Source organism: Paenibacillus sp. FSL P4-0176 (assembly GCF_037975265.1).
In the GTDB taxonomy this organism is placed as follows: Bacteria; Bacillota; Bacilli; order Paenibacillales; family Paenibacillaceae; genus Paenibacillus; species Paenibacillus amylolyticus.
Genome location: NZ_CP150242.1, coordinates 5284507 through 5306301, shown reverse-complemented (window position 1 = coordinate 5306301; position 21795 = coordinate 5284507). Strand labels below are relative to the sequence as shown.

Sequence of the window (21795 nt, the reverse complement as noted above, 5' to 3'; positions counted from 1 at the left end):
CAACTTAAGATTATAAAAGCCAAGGGCATGAATAGGAGCATATGAAGAGGTCACCTCTTACAAAGGTGGCCTCTTTGCTGTGCAAAAAAATATATAAAAGAGGGATATGTATTCTGGGCAGATTATTATATGATGAGTAATAATATTTTGCATCGTAGAGAGCATGTACAGAAAGAGAGTGGTGGTTGATCATGCATCAAGAAACGTTAACAAGGGGATTAAAGAACAGGCATGTGCAGTTGATGGCGATCGGAGGTGCGATTGGTACAGGTCTGTTTCTCGGAGCAGGCAAAACGATTCAGCTAACTGGGCCATCCATCTTGCTGGCCTACATTATTACAGGTGTTGTATTGTTCCTGATCATGCGTGCATTGGGGGAACTGCTGTTAAGCAACTTGCAGTATCATTCCTTTATCGATTTTGTGCGTGATTACCTGGGAAATATGGCGGCATTTATTACAGGCTGGACCTATTGGTTCTGCTGGATATCCATTGCCATGGCTGATATTACGGCCGTTGGTTTGTATACACAGTTTTGGTTTCCAAATGTACCTCAATGGATGCCAGGGTTAATTGCGTTAGTCATTTTACTAATCATGAACTTGGCAACGGTCAAGTTGTTTGGTGAGATGGAATTCTGGTTTGCCCTGATTAAAGTCGTGGCCATTCTGGCACTCATTGTTGTTGGTTTATATATGATATTCAAAGGTTTTACCACGGATCAGGGTCCAGCAAGTTTCACCAATCTGTGGAGTCATGGGGGATGGTTCCCGAATGGACTGCATGGGTTCATCATATCGTTCCAGATGGTGGTGTTCGCCTTTGTAGGCATGGAACTGGTGGGACTCACAGCGGGGGAAACGGAGAATCCGGAGAAGGTTATTCCTAGAGCGATTAACCAGATTCCGATCCGGGTACTGCTCTTCTATGTTGGCGCACTGCTGATTATTATGAGCATCTACCCGTGGAACGCCATTGTGCCTACTGAAAGTCCGTTTGTACAAGTGTTTGCCGCTGTGGGTATTGCAGCTGCCGCCGGCATTGTGAATTTCGTGGTACTGACTTCCGCAGCGTCAGCGTGTAACAGTGCCATTTTCAGTACAAGCCGTATGGTGTTCTCCATGGCAAAGGATCGCAACGCACCTGAATCATTTGCAAGACTGAACAAGAGGAAAGTCCCTTCCAATGCGCTGTTTTTCTCCACGATTGTTATTTTGATTGCAATTGTTCTGAACTATATCATGCCAGAAGGCGTATTTACGTTGATCACGAGTGTGTCGACCGTGTGTTTCATCTTTGTCTGGGGCATCATGGTGATCTGTCATCTCAGATATCGTCGTACTCAGCCGGAACTGGCGAGTCGTAGCCGCTTCAAACTGCCACTATATCCGTTTTCGAACTACTTAATCCTGGCGTTTCTGGCGTTTGTGCTAGTGGTATTGGCATTGGCCGAGGATACGCGTGTTGCACTGTTTGTCACGCCAGTGTGGTTTATTCTTGTTGCGGGGATCTACCTTTTTAAAAAGAAAAATTTGAGTAATAACAGACAGTAGCCTTACCATCGTTGCCAAATAAAGCCGCCCAATGATATTGGGCGGTTATTCGTATTTAAATTCTTGCAGCCTCTTTGCCTTCACGAATGCTCGCGTAGATGGCAGCACAGATATCGGTTGTATACTGGCCCGACATCCCTTCAAGTGCCGTGTTGGTGAATGCTGCAACACTAAGTTCTTCTTTTGGATCAACAAACCAGGAATGACCGTATGTTCCACCCATTCGCCACGTACCCGGGGATTCCGGTGTACCGGCTGCGACAGGATCTTTAAGTACGGTAAAACCAAGGCCAAACCCTCTGCCTGGCCAGTATGGCATCACGAGATCACCGATTTGATTGGTAGACATCTCAGCCGCAACGGCTTCTGTAAGGAGAGGCTGTCCTCCTTGTCGCAAGGCTTCAAGTAAAGTAAGAAAATCTCGGGTACTTCCAACCATACCCGCTCCGCCCGACAAGTAAGCAGAAGTACGATTCGCACGATTGGGTGACAGTCGGAAGCCAGCAGTGCCCTCAATAAAAGGAATCAGCTCCAACACCTGATGAAGGAGACGCGGTTCTTCAGAACCATTAGCATATGCGGCTGTTAATCGTTCCGAATCCACCGCAACAAAGTCAGTGTCGGTCATGTGGAGTGGATGAGTAACCAGCGTTTGGACAGCTTCTCGTAGTGACATCCCAGTTACCTTTTCGATAACGGCACCAAGTACATCTGTCGCAATGGAATATCTCCACATGTTGCCTGGCTCATACAGAAGAGGAGCAGAAGCCAGCCTCTGCAGATTCTCCTCCAGACTCATTTCAGACCAATCCATTCCGTCCGATACTCCTGCGAGCTCATAGGTTCCCTGATCTTCTTGGAAGAAACGGTATGTCAAGCCTGCGGTGTGGGTCATCAACTGATGTACTGATATTAAAGCGTCCTGGCCATTAGCGAGTTTGGGCCGGAATGCAGGAAGCCAGCGTGTCACCGGATCATGCAGACTCAGCTTTCCTTGTGAGATTAATGCCAGAGCCGCTGTCGAGACAATAGGTTTGGTTACGGAAGCAAGTCGAAACAGAGCATTTTCCGACATGCTGCGCTTTTGCTCCCTGTCCGCGAAACCAGCAGCCCGGCTGTATATCAGTTCCCCTCCTAATGCAACCTGTACAACTGTTCCTACAATTCTTTTTTCGCTTAGAGCGCGGTCAATGGCTTCATCCACACAATTATGCAATGTCGTCATGTCTTTTTTTCTCATGTTTATCTTCCTCTCACCAACTGATGTATTTGATTTCTCATGATAACTGTGTTTATTATATAAATGATTGATCTTGTATTACATGGTTTGTTAAAGGCATTATAATGAATTAGCGAATATACTTAAGGTGATTTCTGAATATATCTTATGTATTTAAAGGAGTGGATCACATGGACGAAATAGATCAGCATATTCTGTATCACTTGGAGAATCAGGCGAGATTATCCATGACCGAACTCGGCAAACTGGTGGGGTTATCTCAGCCCGCCGTTACTGAACGAGTCAAACGAATGGAAGAAAAGGGAATTATCGAGGAATATCGAACCGTAATCTCCCCATCCAAATTGGGCAAGCAGAGCACAGCCTATGTTCTTTTTCGTACGCGGGATTGTTATCCTTTCCTGGATTTCTGTCGTGCGTCACCTGAAGTTGTGGAATGTTATCGGATAAGCGGAGAGTACAATTACTTGCTGAAAATCCTCACAGATACCATTCAGGGACTCGAGGAGTTTCAGAACAAGTGTGATCCGTACGGTACTTACATGACTTTAATCACCATGTCTTCTCCAATTGCACATAAGAATCTAGTGGAAGGACCAAATCTGTTGGCACAGGCAGAATAAGATTCTGGTCTTTAAAATGAAAAACAGAAGAGGAGTCCACATCAAGTGAACTCCTCTTTCCTCCTGCGTGTAACTCATGAAAAATGCCTTCCTGTTAATTTGCTCTGGTAAATCCATATTTATTAGCACGCCTAGCTACAAGCAACGCAGGAATAAGCAAGATAAACAGCGCCCCAGAAAGGTATCCTGCTCCAAATACTTCAAGAAGAATGGCCCCGATGATGCCTCCTCCACCAATTGCCAGATTCCATGCTGTAACCAGCATCGATTGGGCGACATCTGTGCTTTTGCCTCCGGCTTGAGCGATGGCAGTCTGTAACAGTGTCGCGGCCCCGCCAAACGTAAGTCCCCAGATCATGACGCCAAGGATAATAATCACAGGTTGATGAGTAGCGATTCCCATCGCGACAGAGGCTAGAGCGAATGATGCCAAGCTGATGATAACTAATCTCCTCAAAAATCGGTCAATGAGCATTCCGGTTAACCAAATTCCAACAATGGAAGTAATACCGAAAATGAGCAAAATCAAGTCGACTCTGTTAGCAAATGCGGTCTGGGCAAGGTAGGGAGAAATATAGGTATATAGGATGTTATGGGCAAGCATCCAGGCCAGAACAACAAACAGAATAGGCCTAACTCCCGGAATTAAAAACACCTTATGCAGTGGAAGACGTTCACCAGCTGGCTCTCCGGCAAAATCCGGCATTCTCCAGAGAACCCATACGATTAAAGCCACGGTTAGAAGAGATACCATCCCGAAGATGAGGCGCCAGCCGACATAAGAACTGAGAAAACTACCGATTGGGACACCCAGGGCTAATGCTACCGGTGTGCCGACCATAGCCACAGCCATGGCTTTACCTTTTAGCGAATCCGGGACCATCCGACGTGCATAACCTGCTGTCATGCCCCATAACACACCCGCAGAGACTCCAGCCATGAAACGAGCAGCAAGTGTCAGGATATAATCCGAAGATAAGGCGGTAACGGTGTTAAAGACAAGAAAACCACTAATGCATACTAACAGTAGAGGTCGGCGTCTCCATCCGCGTGTAGCAGCAGTCAAGGGAATGGCAGCAACAAGTGATCCAATGGCATAAAGAGTCACCAACTGTCCTGTGAGGGCTTCTGTGATCCCCAAGTCTTTTGCGATTTGCGGCAGCAGTCCCGCAGGCAAGCTTTCAGTGAGGATGCAAATAAATCCCGCCATGGCTAAAGCAAGTAGCCCAGCCCACGGAAGGCGTTCTGAAGATATGGAAGGCAGCTCCCTTTGTTTTGGGAGGGGTGTGTTAATGGCCATGAATAAAACCTCATTTCTTATATTTTAATCCTATCCAGAACTATGCATATAAGCTTATCTGAAAAAATCAAACTTTTGCATACAGGATTAAAGGTTAGAAGGAGGTTTTAACATGATATTTAATTTAATTTGTGAGTTTATCCGTTAATTTAATATGTTCCAAAGTGGACTGAAAAAAAGAGCAGTGAGAATTTCTTCTCCTGCTCTTCGCTCAAGTCACTACTTGATTGGATTAGCCTTCATTTCCTGTCCCATTTTCTCAATGCCATCCAGAATTTGATATCCATAACCCCAGAACTGGCTGAAATCTGTGACATAGATCTGTTTGTTCTTGATTGCGTTCATACTTTGCAGGGCAGGGTTGGCATACAGATTCTCAATCAGCTTGTCGATATCCGGTGAACCGGCATACGCGGACAAGAGCAGGTAGTCCGGGTTCGCTGTGATCAGTTGCTCTACACTAACTTCACCTTGCACACCATCAAACGTATTTTTCAGCTTCAACAGGCCAAGTGCATCGAGCTGATACGTATCGTTCTGCATGCTGCTTACCGTAATGGTGTCTTCTGTAGCGGGTACGATATAAGCAAAAGTATGATCAGGCTGATCGGCTACACTTGCCTTAATGGCTGCAACACGAGTCTTCAGACTTTCCGTGAATGTTGCGGCATTATCTTGAACATCGAAGATCTGCCCAAGTTGTGCAATATCGCTATAGAGGCTATCTAGTGTGCCTTTGTGATTCGTCGTTTGCAGGAACGTGCGGATATTCATGTCATTCAATCCATCGACGGTACCCACGCCCCAGTCTGCATCAGCGAACAGGTCGCCCCGTCCGAGTACCAGATCCGGGCTTGTACCTACAACCAGCTCTTTACCTACATAATCCTTGGACAATACCGGAATTTGGGCGAAATCATCAGCCACATCCGGTGTAACGGAACCATAAAGAGCAGCAACACCGACCATTTTATCGGTCAGACCCAATTTGATGAGCATCTCAGCCGCAGACTGGGTATTCGCAACAACACGTTCAGGTGCTTTATCGAATACTTGCACTTTGGGCTTCCACTCGCCACCCTCACCCGAGATCGTGAAATTCTCAATGGTGAGCGGGTACGTCGTTTTATTTGTATTCTCAGCAGGAGCTGAAGTTTCTGTCGTGTTAGTTGTTGAAGTCGTCTCTTCGGCAGGGGAAGAAGTCGAAGCATTCGAACAGGCTGCAAGCAGCAGTAACAGGAGACTTAGAGCAGCAAAGCCAATGGTTCTGGATGTGAATTTCATTAAATGATGAACCCCTTTTCTATGTGTTTTAAATTGACAAAGATAATCATTCTCAATTATAATCCGAGAAAACACATTGTAAATAGCTAAATTTAATTTGTTCTACATTTTACGCGAATTGATGGGGGAAGAGATGGCACAGACGGTTCAGGTTCAGACACAGCGTATGGGGAAAAGAGAGTCTCTGATTCATAGTAAATCCGGGTTTGCTTTACTGATTGCAGCTTTAATCATGATTACGCTTATATCCGTAGGTATTGCAGTTTCCATTGGACAGGTACAAATTCCACTGGCGGAGTCATATCGTATTCTTTTATACAAATTAACGGGATTTCAGTGGGGGACAACACCCATTGAGGCAGGTTCCTTTACCGATATCATTTGGCAGATTCGTTTTCCGCGTGTGCTGATGGCGATGTTTATCGGTGCAGGCTTGGCCTTGTGCGGTGCTGTTATGCAGGCTGCTGTGCAGAATCCGCTCGCTGATCCTTACATACTGGGTATATCCTCAGGCGCTTCACTTGGAGCAACCTTTGCAATTCTTATTGGATTCGGTGCGATTGGGTGGCTAGGTCAGACGGGAGTGGCTTTCTGGGCCTTTGCCGGTGCGATGGGTGCGTCCTTACTGGTCCTGACTTTGGCAGGGATTCGGGGGAAAATGACGTCGGTCAAGCTGGTGCTTGCGGGAATGGTGATTAACGCGTTATGCAGCGCTTTTTCGAACTTTATTATTTATTTTGCCAACAATGCTGAAGGCATCAAAACGGTGACGTTCTGGACCATGGGCAGCCTGGCGGCTTCCGGATGGAACAAGCTTCCACTCGTGGGTATCGTCGTGCTGGTGGCGATTCTATTCTTCCTTTTACAGTCCAGAGTTCTTAATACGATGTTATTGGGGGATGAAGCAGCCGTTACACTGGGCATTAATCTGAGTGTGTACCGCAGGGTGTACATGCTGTTAACCGCTTTGGTGACAGGCGTTATGGTGGCGAGCTGTGGCATGATTGGTTTTGTCGGCCTCATTATTCCGCATATCGTCAGAGGTCTCGTGGGTTCCGACCATCGTAAGGTGATGCCTGTATCTGTGCTGTTTGGAGCCATTTTCCTCATCTGGACGGATGTTATTGCACGATCCCTCATATCCAGCCTGGAGTTGCCAATCGGTATTATTACGGCCATGATTGGTGCACCAATGTTTATGTATATGCTGGTCAAAAAAGGCTACGGTTTTGGAGGAAATTAAAGATGAAGCTGAACGTAGAAAATGTATCCATCTCTGTGCTGAACACGGACATCATCAAGGATATTTCATTACAGGTGAACGGTAAACAGTTCGTTGGACTGATCGGACCCAATGGTTGTGGCAAGTCAACACTGCTCAAGAGCATTTATAAAGTGATCAAACCGCAGCAAGGTAAGGTTTTTCTGGACAATACCGATATTCTCAAATCCAGTCCAAAGCTTGTTTCCAGACACATGGGCGTTGTTGGCCAGTTTAATGAATTGAGTTTTGATTTTACGGTGCGTGAGATGGTCATGATGGGCCGTACCCCGCACAAAAAAATGCTGGAGACGGATAATGAACGGGATCATGAAATCGTCGGGCAGGCTTTGGAAAAAGTACATCTGACTGGATATGCAGACCGCAATTACGTGTCTCTGTCTGGTGGAGAGAAACAGCGTGTGGTCTTGGCACGTGTCTTGGCACAGCAACCCCAATTCCTGATCCTGGACGAGCCGACGAACCATCTGGACATCAAATACCAGCTTCAGATTCTAAATATTGTCCGTGGACTCGGCATTGGCATATTGGCAGCGCTGCATGATCTCGAACTCGCCGCAGAATATTGCGATTATCTCTATGTGGTGAAAAAGGGCCAGATTGTGGTCCATGGCAAACCGGCTGATATTCTGACTCGCGAGATGATTGGTGAGGTATTTGATGTCGATTGTGAAATCTATACAAATCCGGTTACAGGCGGTCTGGGCATCGCTTACCTGAGTACACGTTGATTGGGACTATATCTTCGTTTGGATGACCCGGAGCAATCTTTCGAAATAATCAATTGAAGTGAAAATAGACCGTGCCTGTTGGAGCGATGTTGTTGAGTGCTCACAGGGCCGGTCTTTTGTTTTTTAGGTGGGGGTAGGGATCAACTATTGAAGCTTAGGATCAACGGGATGAGCATGAGCACCTTTGCTAACTTCTTGAAAAATATCTGAGGAGTTATCGCTATGCGTTGAAGACTTGCTGCTGTTGTCTTGTTGGGGGTGTTCTCCCGTTGCTGGACTACTACCTGTAATTGCATAACTTCGTAGGATCTCTTCCAGATCTCCAATCGTCACGGGACGAGCATGTCGTTTCAGGACATAACCGAGTTGACCATTGGGTTCCACCGTCGCCGTCTCCAGATCATCTACACTTGTAATTCCGTGCTGTCGCATATGCATCTCAAGCTGATCCATCGTATAACGCATACGTTTCAGATTCGGGATAATGACCATTCCGTCCTCTACCACGATTTTGGAACTGCCACTCATTAACCGTTCAAAAATATTAAATTTCAATTGCAGTTGTTCCACCACAAGCAATGTCAAAATGAAGACCGATGCTGATCCAATCGCTTTGCCAAGCTCATGATTTGCGATGGGTTGTACAATCGTTGTTCCGATGGAGATCATGATGACCGTTGTGGCGACACTCATCTGTGAGATCGACTTGCGTCCTGCAATTCGCAGCAGAATCATGCCGATAAGTACAAGTAAAACAGATTTCCATATCCAGTCCATACGTATATTCCTTTCTATTCCAGTATGCGCTTTGTTTCTTAGACTGTTCTGGAGTTGGAGGAATTATGCAGATGGCTAAATCCATAGCTTTCATTCCGCCCACCAGATCGTTTACAATAGGGTATTGATGAAGTGAACAAAGGAGCGGGTTACAGTGGCAAAACAGAAATACTATGTTGTCTGGGAAGGCAAGAAGCCGGGTGTGTATAACACATGGGCAGATTGCAAAGCGCAGACGGATCATTATACTGGAGCAAAATATAAATCCTATGAGTCCAAAACAGCCGCAGAAGAAGCGTATCGTGCTGGATGGAAAGGGAACTGGGGTTCAAGTGCAGGCGGAGCGTCGAAGACAAAGTCGGCTGGTAGCGGAAGAAGTGCTGGCATGGAAACGTCAGAGGAAGTGGATTACGACAGCGTCTCTGTTGATGTGGGCACACGTGGTAACCCCGGACCTGTAGAATACAAAGGGGTAGACACCCGCACCGGTGAGGTTATTTTCTCCGTCGGACCGATCTCCAAAGGCACGAACAATCTGGGCGAATTTTTGGCCATTGTACATGCCCTTGCACATCTGAAAAAAGAAGGCAGTACCAAAACGGTGTATACCGACTCGGTCAATGCCATGAAATGGCTAAAGCAGAAAAAAGTAGCCACGACATTAGCACGGGACAACTCCACGGAAGAGATCTGGCTGATGATTGATCGTGCGGAGCAGTGGCTCCAGACGAATACGTACAGCAATAAAGTGCTAAAATGGCAGACCAAGCAGTGGGGCGAAATCAAGGCAGATTACGGCCGGAAGTAGGGATTTTTCCAAAGGATGCCTCCTTTATTTCTGGTCTATTAGAATCGTTATTTACAATTTCCAGTTTCCGCTCTATAATCATCTGAATATGATTAGTTAAACATATGGAGGAGCCTGTCATCTGCAGGCCCTCTTTATCTTTTTGGTCCACTGATTAGCAAGTCCATTCAATAGCATGGGGTATTTGAGTATATATTGCAGGAGGCAGACATGAGTTCCATTTATAGAAGTGAAGAAGGCAAGAGCAGTATACTTGAAGAGTATGAGATTTATTTGAACGAGTTGGGTGAGAAATTTACTCGGGAGTATGTAGAGACGCGTTTTGGCAAGACGCATGTTTTACTGACGGGTCCTCTAGATGGCAAGCCGTTATTTATTCTCCAAGGCGGTAATTGTGTGAATCCGATGACGTTGTCCTGGTTCTCTTCTTTATTTAAAGAATACCGGATTATTGCTCCTGATACGATTGGTCATCCTGGTTATAGTGAGGAAGCGAGTATCTCGACACGGTTTGATAGCTTGGCATTATGGGTATCGGATCTGTTAGATCACTATGATATTGAAAAGAGTGCATTTATCGGTCCATCGTTTGGAGGAGGCATTATCCTCAGACTGGCTACCTATATTCCGGAACGCATCTCGTGTGCCGTATTGGTTGCTCCTGCGGGTCTTGCGGTCAACTCCAAAATTAAAACAGCTCAGGATATCACGCTGCCACTCGTCAAGTACCGCATGACGTCTTCACCATCTTCTTTGCAAAAAATTACGGACAACATGTCGTGCAACTGCATGAAAGAAATGGATAAAAACATTATCGGCAAACTTTTTAAATACGTCAGCATAGATCAGGATCTGCCCAAGCTTACGGAGCGGGAAGAACTGGTGAATTATACGTCACCAACCTTGTTATTGGTAGGAGAGAAGGATGTCTTTTTCCCTGCGGATAAGTGTATTGAGCGAGCTCAAAAGATTATTACGAATGTAGAAGCCATCAAGTATGATACAGGACATTTCCCTTCACAGGACGTATTGGTTCAGATGAACGAGGAAATAGGACGTTTTTTACAGAATAATTATTAATAAAAGCTGTAAATGAAGGATGGGAAATGTTTTTCTCCAGTTTAATAAAGTAATTACATCCATCTGTCGATACTCTATATAAGAGAATGCTTTTCTTCTATAGAATAGTGTGGATAGGGATTAGCAGTAGAACGAAGAAGGCTTGATATCATTAATATTTAAATATTTCGCGTTAAGGTGTTTCAAATTGCATCATTTGGTTTATATGTATAGTTGGCGATGAATTGCTGACTGGTTAAACCAAGTGATGCATTTACGCGGAAAGTCTTCCGATCGACAAGGTTGAAAAGAGGTCTGTTATGAGAAAAGACAATTGCAAAATGGCATTGCAGCGCAATGTGATTATAAATGATACATATCAGGTAAGACAGGTATTAGCCAGCAGTGAGTTGGCTATTGTATATGCAGGGCGAGATCGTAATACAGGTGCCAAAGTAGCCATTAAGGAATTTTTTCCACAGAGAATGGCTGAACGGCAGGCAGACAAGCGAGGGGTGTTCTGCTCTTCACGAGGATACGGTGGGCAATATCAGGAGTTACTGGCTGCATTTCTGCTCGAAGGTGAACTGTTATCGAAACTGGATCATCCTCATATTGTATCGTATTTGGATCATTTTGAAGCGAATGGTACGGGGTATCTGGTTATGGAATACTGCACGGGAATCACATTGACCGAGTATTTGAATGAACATAATCATGCTCTTGATGCTGCCTTCATAACGGAGACGCTGCTTCCACTGGTGGATACATTGGATTACATACATAAGCAAGGCATTCTTCACCGGGATGTGAAACCTTCCAACATTATGGTTATGGAGGATGGTACACCCAAACTTCTGGACTTTGGCTCAGCTACCCGTTGGCCGATGCAATCTGGAGAGAAACAGGTGATATTTACATCGGCAGGTTATTCTCCGCTAGAGTTTTATTCAGAGAAATCCAGTCAAGGACCGATGTCGGACATCTATAGTTTGGCAGCTCTGCTCCATTATTGGACATGCGGGCAACCTCCTATGGACGTGAAACAGCGGTTGTTCCAGGATGAATTGCCATCTGTTCGCTCACATAATGAGTATGTGAATCCTTGGCTCGCTCGTGTTATTCATTGGGGGTTGACGGTTCGTTCTGAGAAACGCTGTGCTTCCTTAGCTTGGGTCAGAAGCTCGCTGCGAGTTCAAGCCTGGGTATGGAAAGTGCGCAAGCCAGGTACAGTGGAATGGTCTTTAGCCGAGAATGAACATACGCAGGTCTATGAAGTGGAGTCGAAAAAGCAACATGAGACGGCGTAAGCAGTCATGACCTATGTTACTAAAGTAGATACGCTTAAATAAAAGCATAACCGTTAAATAGGTGTAATAGAAACAAGCCAGTTCTTACCCGTACATATGGGGCGAACTGGCTTGTTTCTTTTATAGTTTATAGAATACATCATCGTTTACCAATGTCATCTATTCGAGATATACGTTAAAAAATCTCACATGCCTCGTTCTGTTTAGAACAATGGTGTGAGCTTTTTTGCGTTTTTTATAAAGATTTTAAATTGAATCCAAACAAAAATTAACAAAAAAAGTAATTTATTTTTGAAAAAACTCTTCATTTTCGAAAGTGATTTTAGGTCTAAAGAAACTTGTTTATCAGTTTAAGTTGTGAATAAAAGGATAGAATCCTGAATTCGTTAAATAAAGTCACTAAATTAGATAATTCGGTCTATTTATATGTAAATTTTTCCGAAGGGTAACAAACTGATTCATCTATTAACCTACTCAATTACCCCAATTTACATCCCCTACGCTGCGGAATACGATAAGCCTAATCTGATCGTAAATCGCAGGAGGTATGAAATGAAACGAAAATCAACCCGATGGTTATCCGGTTTAGTAGCAGCAGGAGTCATATTGTCTTCCATGTTCTCCTTTCCTGCTTACGCAGCACCTTCTTATGGTCCTCTACAGCAGAGTGAAAGCGCTAAGTCCATTCTACAATCACTTACGCCAGAAGAAAGACAAGCTTTGAACCAGCTTCAAGTCATGGATGGTGAAGTGATCGACCCCAAGGTGAATACCAAAAGTAACGATTTGGTCCAAGTGATCATCCAATTCAAAAGTGAACCCGCTGCCGTTGCATTGAAACGGGCTAGACTAGTCAATGAGAAGTTGTCAGAGCTTACGGCCGCAAGCAGAGTAAAACAAAATCATCAGCAATTCAAGCAGCACATTAAGTCATTGCAGCAGAAGAGAGGGCTATCTTATGATGCTGCCTCGATCCAAATCACTCAGGAGTATGAAACCGCACTAAATGGTGTTGCGTTAACAGTCCCTGGCGTAGCCGTAGAAGACTTGATGAAATCCGGAGTTGTGAAAAAAGTATGGGCTGACCAGGAAGTGGTACTTGATCTGCCAGAGACAGACACATCAAGTGAATTTGCATCTGCATCCGGAATGCAACCTCGAATGGCTGATAGTGTGCCATATCTTGGCATAGACAACCTTCATGAAGAGGGCATCACTGGTAAGGGAATCAAAGTGGGTGTACTGGATACCGGAATTGATTATAATCATCCAGATTTAACAGGGGCGTATAAAGGGTATCGCGCTCATGCGGGTGAGGATCCAAAGCAAGTTGATCCAACGACAGTTAAAGGATGGGACTTTGTTGATAACGATGCTGACCCGATGGAGACGACCTATAAAGATTGGGAAGATTCAGGTTATAAGGAGCAAGGTGTATTAGCAGAAGATTATTATACTTCCCATGGAACACACGTATCGGGAACCATCGCTGGTCAGGCCAAAAATGACGTGGGGTATGCTGTAAAAGGTGTTGCTCCAGACGTAGACTTATATGTGTATCGTGTACTTGGCCCTGGTGGAAGTGGTGAGATGAGTGGCATTATTGCCGGAATTGACAAGGCCATTGAAGATGAACTTGATGTTATCAATCTATCCTTAGGGGCTGCCACGAATGATCCGCTGGATCCTTCTTCGATCGCACTGAATAATGCGATGCTGCAAGGCGTGGTGAGTATGGTTGCAGCTGGTAATGATGGACCCAATGAAGGTACTTTAGGTACACCGGGAGCAAGCGCGCTGGCCATTACGATTGGTGCTTCCGATGTTCCGTTAACCCTTCCTACGGCTACTGTGACTCTGGACGTGTATAACAATCCAGGCGAGGGAGAGACAGAGGAACCACCTGTAATGGAAGAAGAAGAACCTGTTCAGGGTGAGGAAACAACTGTAGAGGAAGAAGTGGCGCCCGCAGAGGAAGAAGAAGCGCCACCAACAGCAGAAGAACCATCTGCAGCAGATGTAGAAGCATCGGCAACAGGAGAAGAGACACCAGCAGCAGATGTAGAAACTCCACTATCAGTAGAAGATGCACCTGATGCAGAAGTAGAGGCACCACCAGCAGCAGAAGAAGCACCTGCTGCAACTTATACTGAGGTGTTACCTCTGTTTGGTAAAGATTTTACTGACGATCTGACCACGCTTGAAGGCAAAACCTACGAACTTGTTTATGCAGGGCTTGGTAATGCTTTTGATTTTGAAGGTATTGATGTGCAAGGCAAAGTGGCCCTAATCGCTCGGGGAGACATTGCGCTCGATGCCAAGATTGTTAACGCAAGAAAAGCAGGGGCGGCAGCAGCAATTATATATAATAATGTTGAAGGAACAATCCCTAATTATTTGGGTGAAATGAACGGGTATATTCCTACATTCCAAATGATGAGAGAGCTTGGAGAAAAACTAAAAGAGTTGAACGGTGTGACGGTCACCTTTGGCGCAGCAGGCCAAACCGTTACGGAAGGCAATAAACTGGCCGATTTCAGTTCCCGAGGTCCAGCTGCCGTGAATGATGATATTAAACCTGATATCGTAGCTCCGGGCGTAGCTGTTTTTTCAACCTATCCTGTATTTGTGAATGATCATACGGGCGAGAATTATAATATTGCCTATGCACGAATTTCGGGTACTTCCATGGCAACCCCGCATATGGCGGGTATTGCTGCACTTATGCTCCAGGCACATGAAGAATATACACCTTTTGATGTGAAGACTGCTCTTATGAATACGGCTGTCGATCTGGACGGGAATTATTCCGTGTATGAAGTAGGTGCAGGCCGAGTAGATCCGTACCGGGCAGTCCACACGTCCGTATTTGCCAAAGTTCAGGATAAAACGATTCACTTCTCGAATGACGAATCCATCCTGATTGATGAAATTACAGGTTCCATCGTATTTGATAGTGCATATCTGGAAGAAAACGGCCGGAAAAACGTATCTGACAGCCGGACAGTTAAGATCGAGAATAAAGGGGACCGTACCAAAACATATAACACTTCCATGAAGCTGTTAAACGATATGAACTTAAATGTTCATCTGCCAGAATCCATTACTGTAAGTGGCGGAAGTACGGAAGAGATGACTGTTTCAGTGGATATACCACAGGACACGCCAAGTGGTCGTTATGAAGGATATGTATATCTGGATACGGAAAATGCGGCGGATCATATTCAGATCCCATTCTCCATCCGTATTAGTGAAAAGGGCATTAATTCCGTGGAATTGATTCCTCCATCCATCACAAACGATACTCCATTTCACCAGTTCCTGAATCGTATTACACTGAGTGCTATTCAATTGGGAAGTCCCATTGATTCTGTGGATGTATTGCTGAAGGATCGCGAAACAAACGAGGAAATCGGGTTTGTAGGTACCTTGAATTCGCAGTCCATGCTTCCGGGAGTGGAATATCTGATGCTGAATGTGTTTAGAGGTTATGCATTTCCGATTGAAAACGGGGAGATCTCCAACGTTGCACGTTTTGTCCCTGAGGGCAGCTACACACTTGAGTTCATCGGGGCGGATTCGGACGCCAAGCAGTATTCATATGAAACATTGGTAGTTGTGGATAATACAGCCCCCGAGATTGATTTGGGTATAGAGCCTGGCGTATACGAGCTCAATGATAGTATGCTCACGGAAAGGGAAGGTGGACAGGGCGTCTGGTATGATGGCACAGCTATCGATTCAACAGTTCAAACTTTTGTTGATAATGGGATTACCGCTTATGATCAATCTTCCAATCGTATCATTTTCTACGAGAATGGCAGTCCTTTCTATTCGGGCGAATTGTCTGTTTCTAAAGATGGAAACGTGTCATTTGGTATTACCAAAGAAGAATATGATAATGGTTACGAACTTCGACTCTTTGGATTGGATGTGGGTACAGCGGCAAATGCCGTTAAGGACCATCGCTATGGGTTTATCTCTGAAGGCAAACCTTATGTGACCAGTAAATATGACAAAGACCAAGTGCGTAAAGGAGATACCATTACCCAGACCATTCAATTGAACGATGTGGAGAAGTTAAACGGTATTTCGTTTACTCTGGAATCGATGTATGACTACAAACAATTTAATCGGATTGAACCCACGCCTGAACTGCAGGCATTACTGGATGCAACAGGTGCCGAAGTGAAATTCAGTGATCCTGTAGTGGACCAAAGAGAACTCAGCTTTGAGGCATCCATCTCAGGTGGGTCCTTTGAAGGAATCACAGGTGATCTTGATTTGTTCCATGTTGTCTTTGATGTAACCAAGGATGAATATTATTTTAAGAAAAGCGACGTACCATTACTTGAAGTGAAATATACGACTGTTGGTATGAAAGAGAACGAAGAGAAATTGGCATTAACCGCGTTTAACACAGACAGTTATGAAGTGATCTCCAAATCATCAAGAACATATGGTTTTGTACGTCCAGAAGCTTTTATGGTCGATGGAGAGTATCTGGATTTTGAAAATGACTATTCGGAAATGGGCATTGAAGTTTATGCCGAGACGGCTTCCGGTGAGAAATATGAGGGGACTGTGCAAAATTATGGTGAGTTCCTTATCGATGGGATTCCGGCAACAGGAGAAATGACGACCATCTACACACGAGTTCCGGGTCATTTACCTTCCAAGCTGGCAGTGGTTCTGAGCAAGACGATTGATGGCGAATATTATGGCCTCAATCAAATGAACTCGTCCGACTTTACGTATGCAGGAGATATTAATGGGGATGGAGTCATCGATATCTATGACATGGAGCTTGTAACGAAACATTATCATACTTCGGATGAAATCGCCGATATTGACCAGGATGGCTCTGTAGGAGACGCCGAAGTGAATTATATTACGAATAACTTTGGAATGACTGCTAACTATTCTACCAAGAAGCCTGTTTTGCAAATTGGGGACAAAGACTTAGGGTATTTCCTCAATAAAATTCAGGAAATGAACAATGGTGGTTCTGGTAATAATGGGGGCGGTTCGGGAAATAACGGTGGCGGCGGATCGTCTACGACCCCTGCACCAACCACAGACCCAGATCCAAGCCAAAATCAGGTCATTACAGAAAAAGAATTGAAAGCAGTGACAAACGGTACCGCAAATGTGGATATTATAGTCGGTAAAAAGATTGAGCTGCCTGTTAATGCGGGGGATTTGTTGGGTGCGAATTCACTCACACTTTCTCAGCAAGGTGTATTATCACTCACCATTCCATCTAGCGTATTGAAAGAACTGCAAACCAAAGGAGGTTCTGGTGCTGCTGGTGGCAAGATCATTTTGGATATAATGAAACAAGATGTGAAAGCACCAGAAACAAAACAAGGTCTCACATGGATAACCGCAGGTGTTGCTTATGACGTTGAACTGTATCTCCAGGTTTCCAGTGAGAAATTATCTCTGTCCTCGCTTCCTGAAGATGTTACGCTGACACTCTTTTACGACAGAAGGTTAAACAGCGATCTGATTGGAATGTATAATGAAGATTCATCTGCGGATCAATGGGATTACGCAGGTGGGATCGTTGATGAAGAGAAGGGTACCGTTACTTCCCAATTGTCTGATATGGGCACGTATGTAGCGTTCGCTTACGATAAATCCTTCGAAGACGTGGCACCAACGCATTGGGCAAGTGAAGCCATCAAGTTTCTTTCGGCGAAACATGTGCTGACAGGCAAAACAGAGACTGCGTTTGATCCACAAGGTCAAACGACTCGTGCCGAATTCGCCGCTTTAATCGTGAGAACCCTTGGTTTAGAGGTGAAAGGTAACGATTTGCCATTTGGTGATGTGAGTAAGGATGCCTGGTATGCAGACAGCGTGGCTGCGGCATATCAAGCAGGTCTGGTTCAGGGAATAGCGAATGATAAGTTTGCTCCGACCCAAACTATTTCACGTGAAGAAATGGCAGTGCTCATGATGAGAGCATACGAATACCAATCCCAATCAAATCATACCCAGTCGGCTGATGCCGGTTATACGGATGAAGCAAACATTGCATCTTGGGCAAAAGAAGCTGCGGCGAAAGCTTCCGAGCTTGGTGTAATGAACGGTTCTACTGGTGGGCAATTCAAACCGAAAAATAGTGCTACACGTGCCGAAACGGCCCAAACGGTTCACAATTTACTTTCGTTGCTGAAATAAGAAGTACAAGGATAAGAGGTTCCTCCAGCATTAGGAGGCCCTCTTATTTTTTTGTTATTTTATCTAAGTGAGCTTCTAAAATTCTCTTCCCAAGTACATCAGACTCCAATATATAACTGGCAGAGTCCATATTCGAACCCTATAATTAGGAATAAAATGATGGATTAAAATGAGGTGTAGTGATGATTGAAGGGAAGATTATTAAATTTTACCGGGAGAAGAATAAACGAACTCAAGGCGAACTGGTGAAAGGAATCTGTTCAGTCACACATCTGAGCAAAATTGAACGGGGAATGACAGAGTATTCCCAAGAAATTATGGACATGCTCTGTGATCGACTATGTATTGATATGGCAAGGGAAGTAGCGAGATATCATCAAATGAATGATCTGCTGGATTCATGGCAAGAGGCCATTATTATGCAGAGAACTGCCGAAGCTATTCGTCTCAAAGACAAGTTGGAAGTGGAACCGTTAAAAGGTATACCTGACCTGCGTTTATCCTATGACTTGCTGCAGATCCGATTTTACTTGTTTATGAATAATATCGATGAAGCCGAGAGACTTATAGCCGAAGTTGAGATTCCGGATGAATCGGAGCATTCATATGAACATTATTTTTATCATCATGTGATGGGGATTTATTATTTCCTTACAGGACACTATAGCAATTCCATCCAGACGTTAACTTCAATTAATCAGTCCAAATATACGAATCATGAGTACTTCTATCATTTGTCTTTGGCATATCACTCGATATATTCGAATATTACGTCGTACTATTACGCCGAGAAAGCTATCCAGCATTTTCGGAAAACGCTCAATATGGTGCGGATCATTGACACTGAAACCATTATGCTGGTTCAGCTCAATTCACGTGAGTATCATGATTTTCCTGAGACGAAACGCAGATATGAGAATCTGATTCGGATTAGTGATGATTGTGGGCTCCCTGACCGAAAAGCAAAGCTGTTGAACAATCTGGGTTATGAATATAACCGGCGGAAGCAATATGAGGATGCTGCTCACTGGTACAGGCAAGCGCTTGATATCATTCCGGAGAAACAACCGTTATACCTGATGGTACTCAATAATTACATAGAATCGAATAGGCTAGGGAACCTCATTCCTGCAAACAAACTGTTGGACATGTCTTTGGAAGCCTTGCACAATTCTAAACTTATTTCAGACGCAAGTTATATGGAATTGGAACTCCAGTCTGTCATTTTACAAGGGCAGGAGCAAGCGTATTATGAAATGATAGAAGAGCGAATTCTTCCTTATTATCGTGAACTTGGTTCCCAGTATCTTGCTGAACGTTATGAAGGGATATTGTTTCATTACTATATGGATCATGGTGAAAAGGAAAAGGCGCTCAGACTTGCAAAAAATCGTTTTGAATCACAAGCGACTTCACTTATATAAGATTTGAAACGAACACCCCAACTCCGATACAATGTTCTCATAGAGTCTGAGAGAATGGATCAAATACGGTGCAGAAATGGAGAAAACCAATATGACTGAATTTATCAACGCTGACGATATTAATGACGTAATTCTGGCTGCGGCAGCAAACGAGTTGGAGCAGATGGTGGACAAAATGTGTGAGCTGATCGGCACGCCTTTGGAACAGACAACAGAACTGGAGCGTCAGGTCATGGCTGCTTTTGGTTTTGGCGCGGTGTATGGCATCACTCATCGGGATCAGCTGGCGGAGCCGCAGGCCCATGCCTTGAGCATTCGGATGCTGATTAAACCGTTTAATTACAGTGAACAGCAGGCGGTTGATTTTGCCGATGATCTGATTCGGGTGGCTTCTGATCGTGAGGTTCATCCGGTGATGAATACGATTATCCAACGTGGGATTGATGGACACCGCCAATTCAATCAGGAAGATGATGAAGGATTGGAACGTAACATTCAGGAGATTTTAACCGCGGTTCAATCGCAAAAATAGACGGTTTTATTAGATGTGGGAGATGATTGCATTGGATCTGATGAAATTAAGCAAGGAACTCTCATACGCTCTGCGACATTCACCATGGGAGTATGAACTGGAACTGGACGAAGAGGGTTGGGTGGAGATCTCGCAATTGCTGGTGGCTTTACATGAAAGTCCGCAGTGGAAGGGAGTCACGCAAGTTGATCTGGAGCAGATGATTCAAGCCTCGGAGAAAAAGAGACATGAAATCCGTTCTGGCCGCATTCGGGCATTGTATGGACATTCGACCCCCCATAAGATATCAAAGTTATCTGCTGAGCCACCGGAAACTCTGTACCATGGGACCCCGGCACGCGCAGTGCATTCTATTATGGAACATGGCTTACAGCCACGGCAAAGGCAATATGTACATCTGTCCGCAGATATCGATACGGCCAATCAGGTGGGACGAAGACGGGATGATCAGCCTGTCATTTTGAGAATCAATGCTGCTCAAGCGGCCACAGACGGAATCCTTTTTTATTATGGAAACGAAAATATCTGGCTGGCCGATCACATTCCCGCACGTTATATTGTTGAGCAGTGAGCAGTGAGCGATGAACTGTTGTGGAAAACATAAATACCTATCTCGAATTACAGCAGTCACAATGAATGGGTTGAGTGTACAGTCATCCGTTCAACGGGGATATCGTTGTATTGATCGTTAGCTACACCAAACCAAAAAAAGGGACGCATCCAACATTTGTTGGTGTGTCCCTTTCTCATATTCAAAACTTACTTGCCTACAATTGCTTTAATACTTTCGCTAAGTGGCTGAGCCGGACGGCCAAGCAATTTCTCTAAATTATCACTTTCTACAGCCAGCGCGCCTTCACGGATGGCACCTTGCATATCAACGAGCATGGATACGACAAAGTCTGGTAGACCTGCACCTTTCATGATGTCAGCGTAAGCGGCATCGTCCACGTTTTGCACGTTGATTTCCTGCCCAAGCACTTCACCAACAATGGCAGCCAGTTCAGCTTGCGTGCGTAGTTTGCCGGACAATTCATACACGGTATTCTCATGTCCTTCACCTGCAAGTACAGCTGCTGCAGCATGGGCGTAGTCACTGCGGGTAGCCCAGCCTACTTGGCTGTCATTGGTGGCATGAACCCAAGGTGCACCTTGCGTAGCTGCTTGCACACTGCCTGCTTCATTTTCCAGGTACCAGTTGTTGCGCAGGAAGGAATACGGTATGCCGGATTCAAGAATAGCTTTTTCTGTGGCGCGGTGAACTTCCGCCAGGGAAAGGGTATTTTTCTCTGCATTCACAACGCTTGTATAAGCGATGAAACCCACGCCTGCGCTCTTGGCAGCGTCAATGGCAGCCTGATGTTGGCGAATACGCGTTTCATTGTCACCATCAGTTGAGATGAGCAACAGACGGTCTACACCAGCGAAAGCTTTCTCCAACGTCTCCGGTTGATCGAAATCACCGTGACGTACGTCAACGCCTTGAGCGCGGAATGTTTCCGCTTTTTCTGGATTACGTACACTTACTGCCACATCCTTGGCAGAATTGTTTTTTAACAATGCCTCTACAACCAGTGAACCCAATTGACCTGTTGCGCCAGTAACCAAAATTTTCATTTTCTTTTCCTCCTATGATATGTGTTTTGCTTGCATATGGATGTAATCAAAATTGTTATAACAGGT

The 21795-nt window shown here is 44.8% G+C and carries 16 protein-coding genes; 11 read left to right on the top strand and 5 right to left on the bottom strand.

The features are described 5' to 3' along the window. The first annotated feature begins 191 nt into the window (after positions 1-191). On the top strand, positions 192-1553 hold the full coding sequence (locus MKY95_RS24660; protein WP_339194836.1) for an amino acid permease: 1362 nt from the start codon (positions 192-194) through the stop codon (positions 1551-1553). Positions 1554-1608: 55 nt separating this feature from the next. On the opposite strand, the gene MKY95_RS24655 is transcribed toward MKY95_RS24660, so the two are convergent. Beyond that, the gene (locus tag MKY95_RS24655; protein ID WP_076328149.1) at positions 1609-2793 is read right to left on the bottom strand and encodes a serine hydrolase domain-containing protein; all 1185 of its coding nucleotides are present in this window, start codon (positions 2791-2793) and stop codon (positions 1609-1611) included. A 170-nt stretch (positions 2794-2963) separates the two neighbouring features. On the opposite strand from MKY95_RS24655, the gene MKY95_RS24650 reads away from it, so the two are divergent. After that, complete coding sequence (locus MKY95_RS24650; protein WP_017687134.1) at positions 2964-3416, top strand: Lrp/AsnC family transcriptional regulator; 453 nt, start codon at positions 2964-2966, stop codon at positions 3414-3416. A gap of 94 nt (positions 3417-3510) precedes the next feature. Here the strand turns inward: MKY95_RS24650 and MKY95_RS24645 are convergent, their stop codons facing one another. Both MKY95_RS24645 and MKY95_RS24640 read right to left on the bottom strand, forming a co-directional pair. Then, entirely contained in the window at positions 3511-4716 is a 1206-nt protein-coding gene (locus tag MKY95_RS24645) for an MFS transporter (protein WP_339194832.1), read from the bottom strand. 219 nt (positions 4717-4935) lie between these two features. Beyond that, on the bottom strand, positions 4936-6000 hold the full coding sequence (locus MKY95_RS24640; RefSeq protein ID WP_339194829.1) for an ABC transporter substrate-binding protein: 1065 nt from the start codon (positions 5998-6000) through the stop codon (positions 4936-4938). Positions 6001-6166: 166 nt separating this feature from the next. Here MKY95_RS24640 and MKY95_RS24635 point away from each other — a divergent pair, with 166 nt between their 5' ends. Further along, positions 6167-7243 carry an iron ABC transporter permease gene (locus tag MKY95_RS24635; RefSeq protein ID WP_339200036.1) on the top strand — a complete coding sequence of 359 codons (1077 nt, stop codon included), beginning with the start codon at positions 6167-6169 and terminating at the stop codon, positions 7241-7243. 2 nt (positions 7244-7245) lie between these two features. After that, a complete protein-coding gene (locus tag MKY95_RS24630; protein ID WP_339194826.1) occupies positions 7246-8013 on the top strand; it encodes an ABC transporter ATP-binding protein in 768 nt (255 codons plus the stop codon). Between the two features lie 144 nt (positions 8014-8157). On the opposite strand, the gene MKY95_RS24625 is transcribed toward MKY95_RS24630, so the two are convergent. After that, positions 8158-8790 (bottom strand): DUF421 domain-containing protein, encoded by a 633-nt coding sequence (locus tag MKY95_RS24625; protein ID WP_339194823.1) that lies wholly within the window; start codon positions 8788-8790, stop codon positions 8158-8160. A 154-nt stretch (positions 8791-8944) separates the two neighbouring features. On the opposite strand from MKY95_RS24625, the gene MKY95_RS24620 reads away from it, so the two are divergent. From MKY95_RS24620 to MKY95_RS24590, 7 genes are all read left to right on the top strand, one after another. Then, positions 8945-9598, top strand: a complete 654-nt coding sequence (locus tag MKY95_RS24620; RefSeq protein WP_047843837.1) for a ribonuclease H family protein — start codon at positions 8945-8947, stop codon at positions 9596-9598. Positions 9599-9808: 210 nt separating this feature from the next. After that, positions 9809-10678, top strand: coding sequence for an alpha/beta hydrolase (locus MKY95_RS24615; RefSeq protein ID WP_036668513.1), 870 nt, complete (start codon positions 9809-9811; stop codon positions 10676-10678). Between the two features lie 299 nt (positions 10679-10977). Beyond that, entirely contained in the window at positions 10978-11967 is a 990-nt protein-coding gene (locus MKY95_RS24610; RefSeq protein ID WP_047843836.1) for a serine/threonine-protein kinase, read from the top strand. Between the two features lie 552 nt (positions 11968-12519). After that, the gene (locus MKY95_RS24605; RefSeq protein WP_076318830.1) at positions 12520-18156 is read left to right on the top strand and encodes a S8 family serine peptidase; all 5637 of its coding nucleotides are present in this window, start codon (positions 12520-12522) and stop codon (positions 18154-18156) included. Between the two features lie 182 nt (positions 18157-18338). Continuing rightward, on the top strand, positions 18339-19580 hold the full coding sequence (locus MKY95_RS24600; RefSeq protein ID WP_076318831.1) for a hypothetical protein: 1242 nt from the start codon (positions 18339-18341) through the stop codon (positions 19578-19580). A gap of 91 nt (positions 19581-19671) precedes the next feature. Next, the gene (imm48, locus tag MKY95_RS24595) at positions 19672-20112 is read left to right on the top strand and encodes an Imm48 family immunity protein (RefSeq protein WP_053061631.1); all 441 of its coding nucleotides are present in this window, start codon (positions 19672-19674) and stop codon (positions 20110-20112) included. 31 nt (positions 20113-20143) lie between these two features. Continuing rightward, positions 20144-20683 (top strand): RNA 2'-phosphotransferase, encoded by a 540-nt coding sequence (locus MKY95_RS24590; RefSeq protein ID WP_047844448.1) that lies wholly within the window; start codon positions 20144-20146, stop codon positions 20681-20683. A 188-nt stretch (positions 20684-20871) separates the two neighbouring features. On the opposite strand, the gene MKY95_RS24585 is transcribed toward MKY95_RS24590, so the two are convergent. Then, positions 20872-21729 carry an SDR family oxidoreductase gene (locus MKY95_RS24585; RefSeq protein WP_076318832.1) on the bottom strand — a complete coding sequence of 286 codons (858 nt, stop codon included), beginning with the start codon at positions 21727-21729 and terminating at the stop codon, positions 20872-20874. Between the last annotated feature and the right edge of the window lie 66 nt (positions 21730-21795).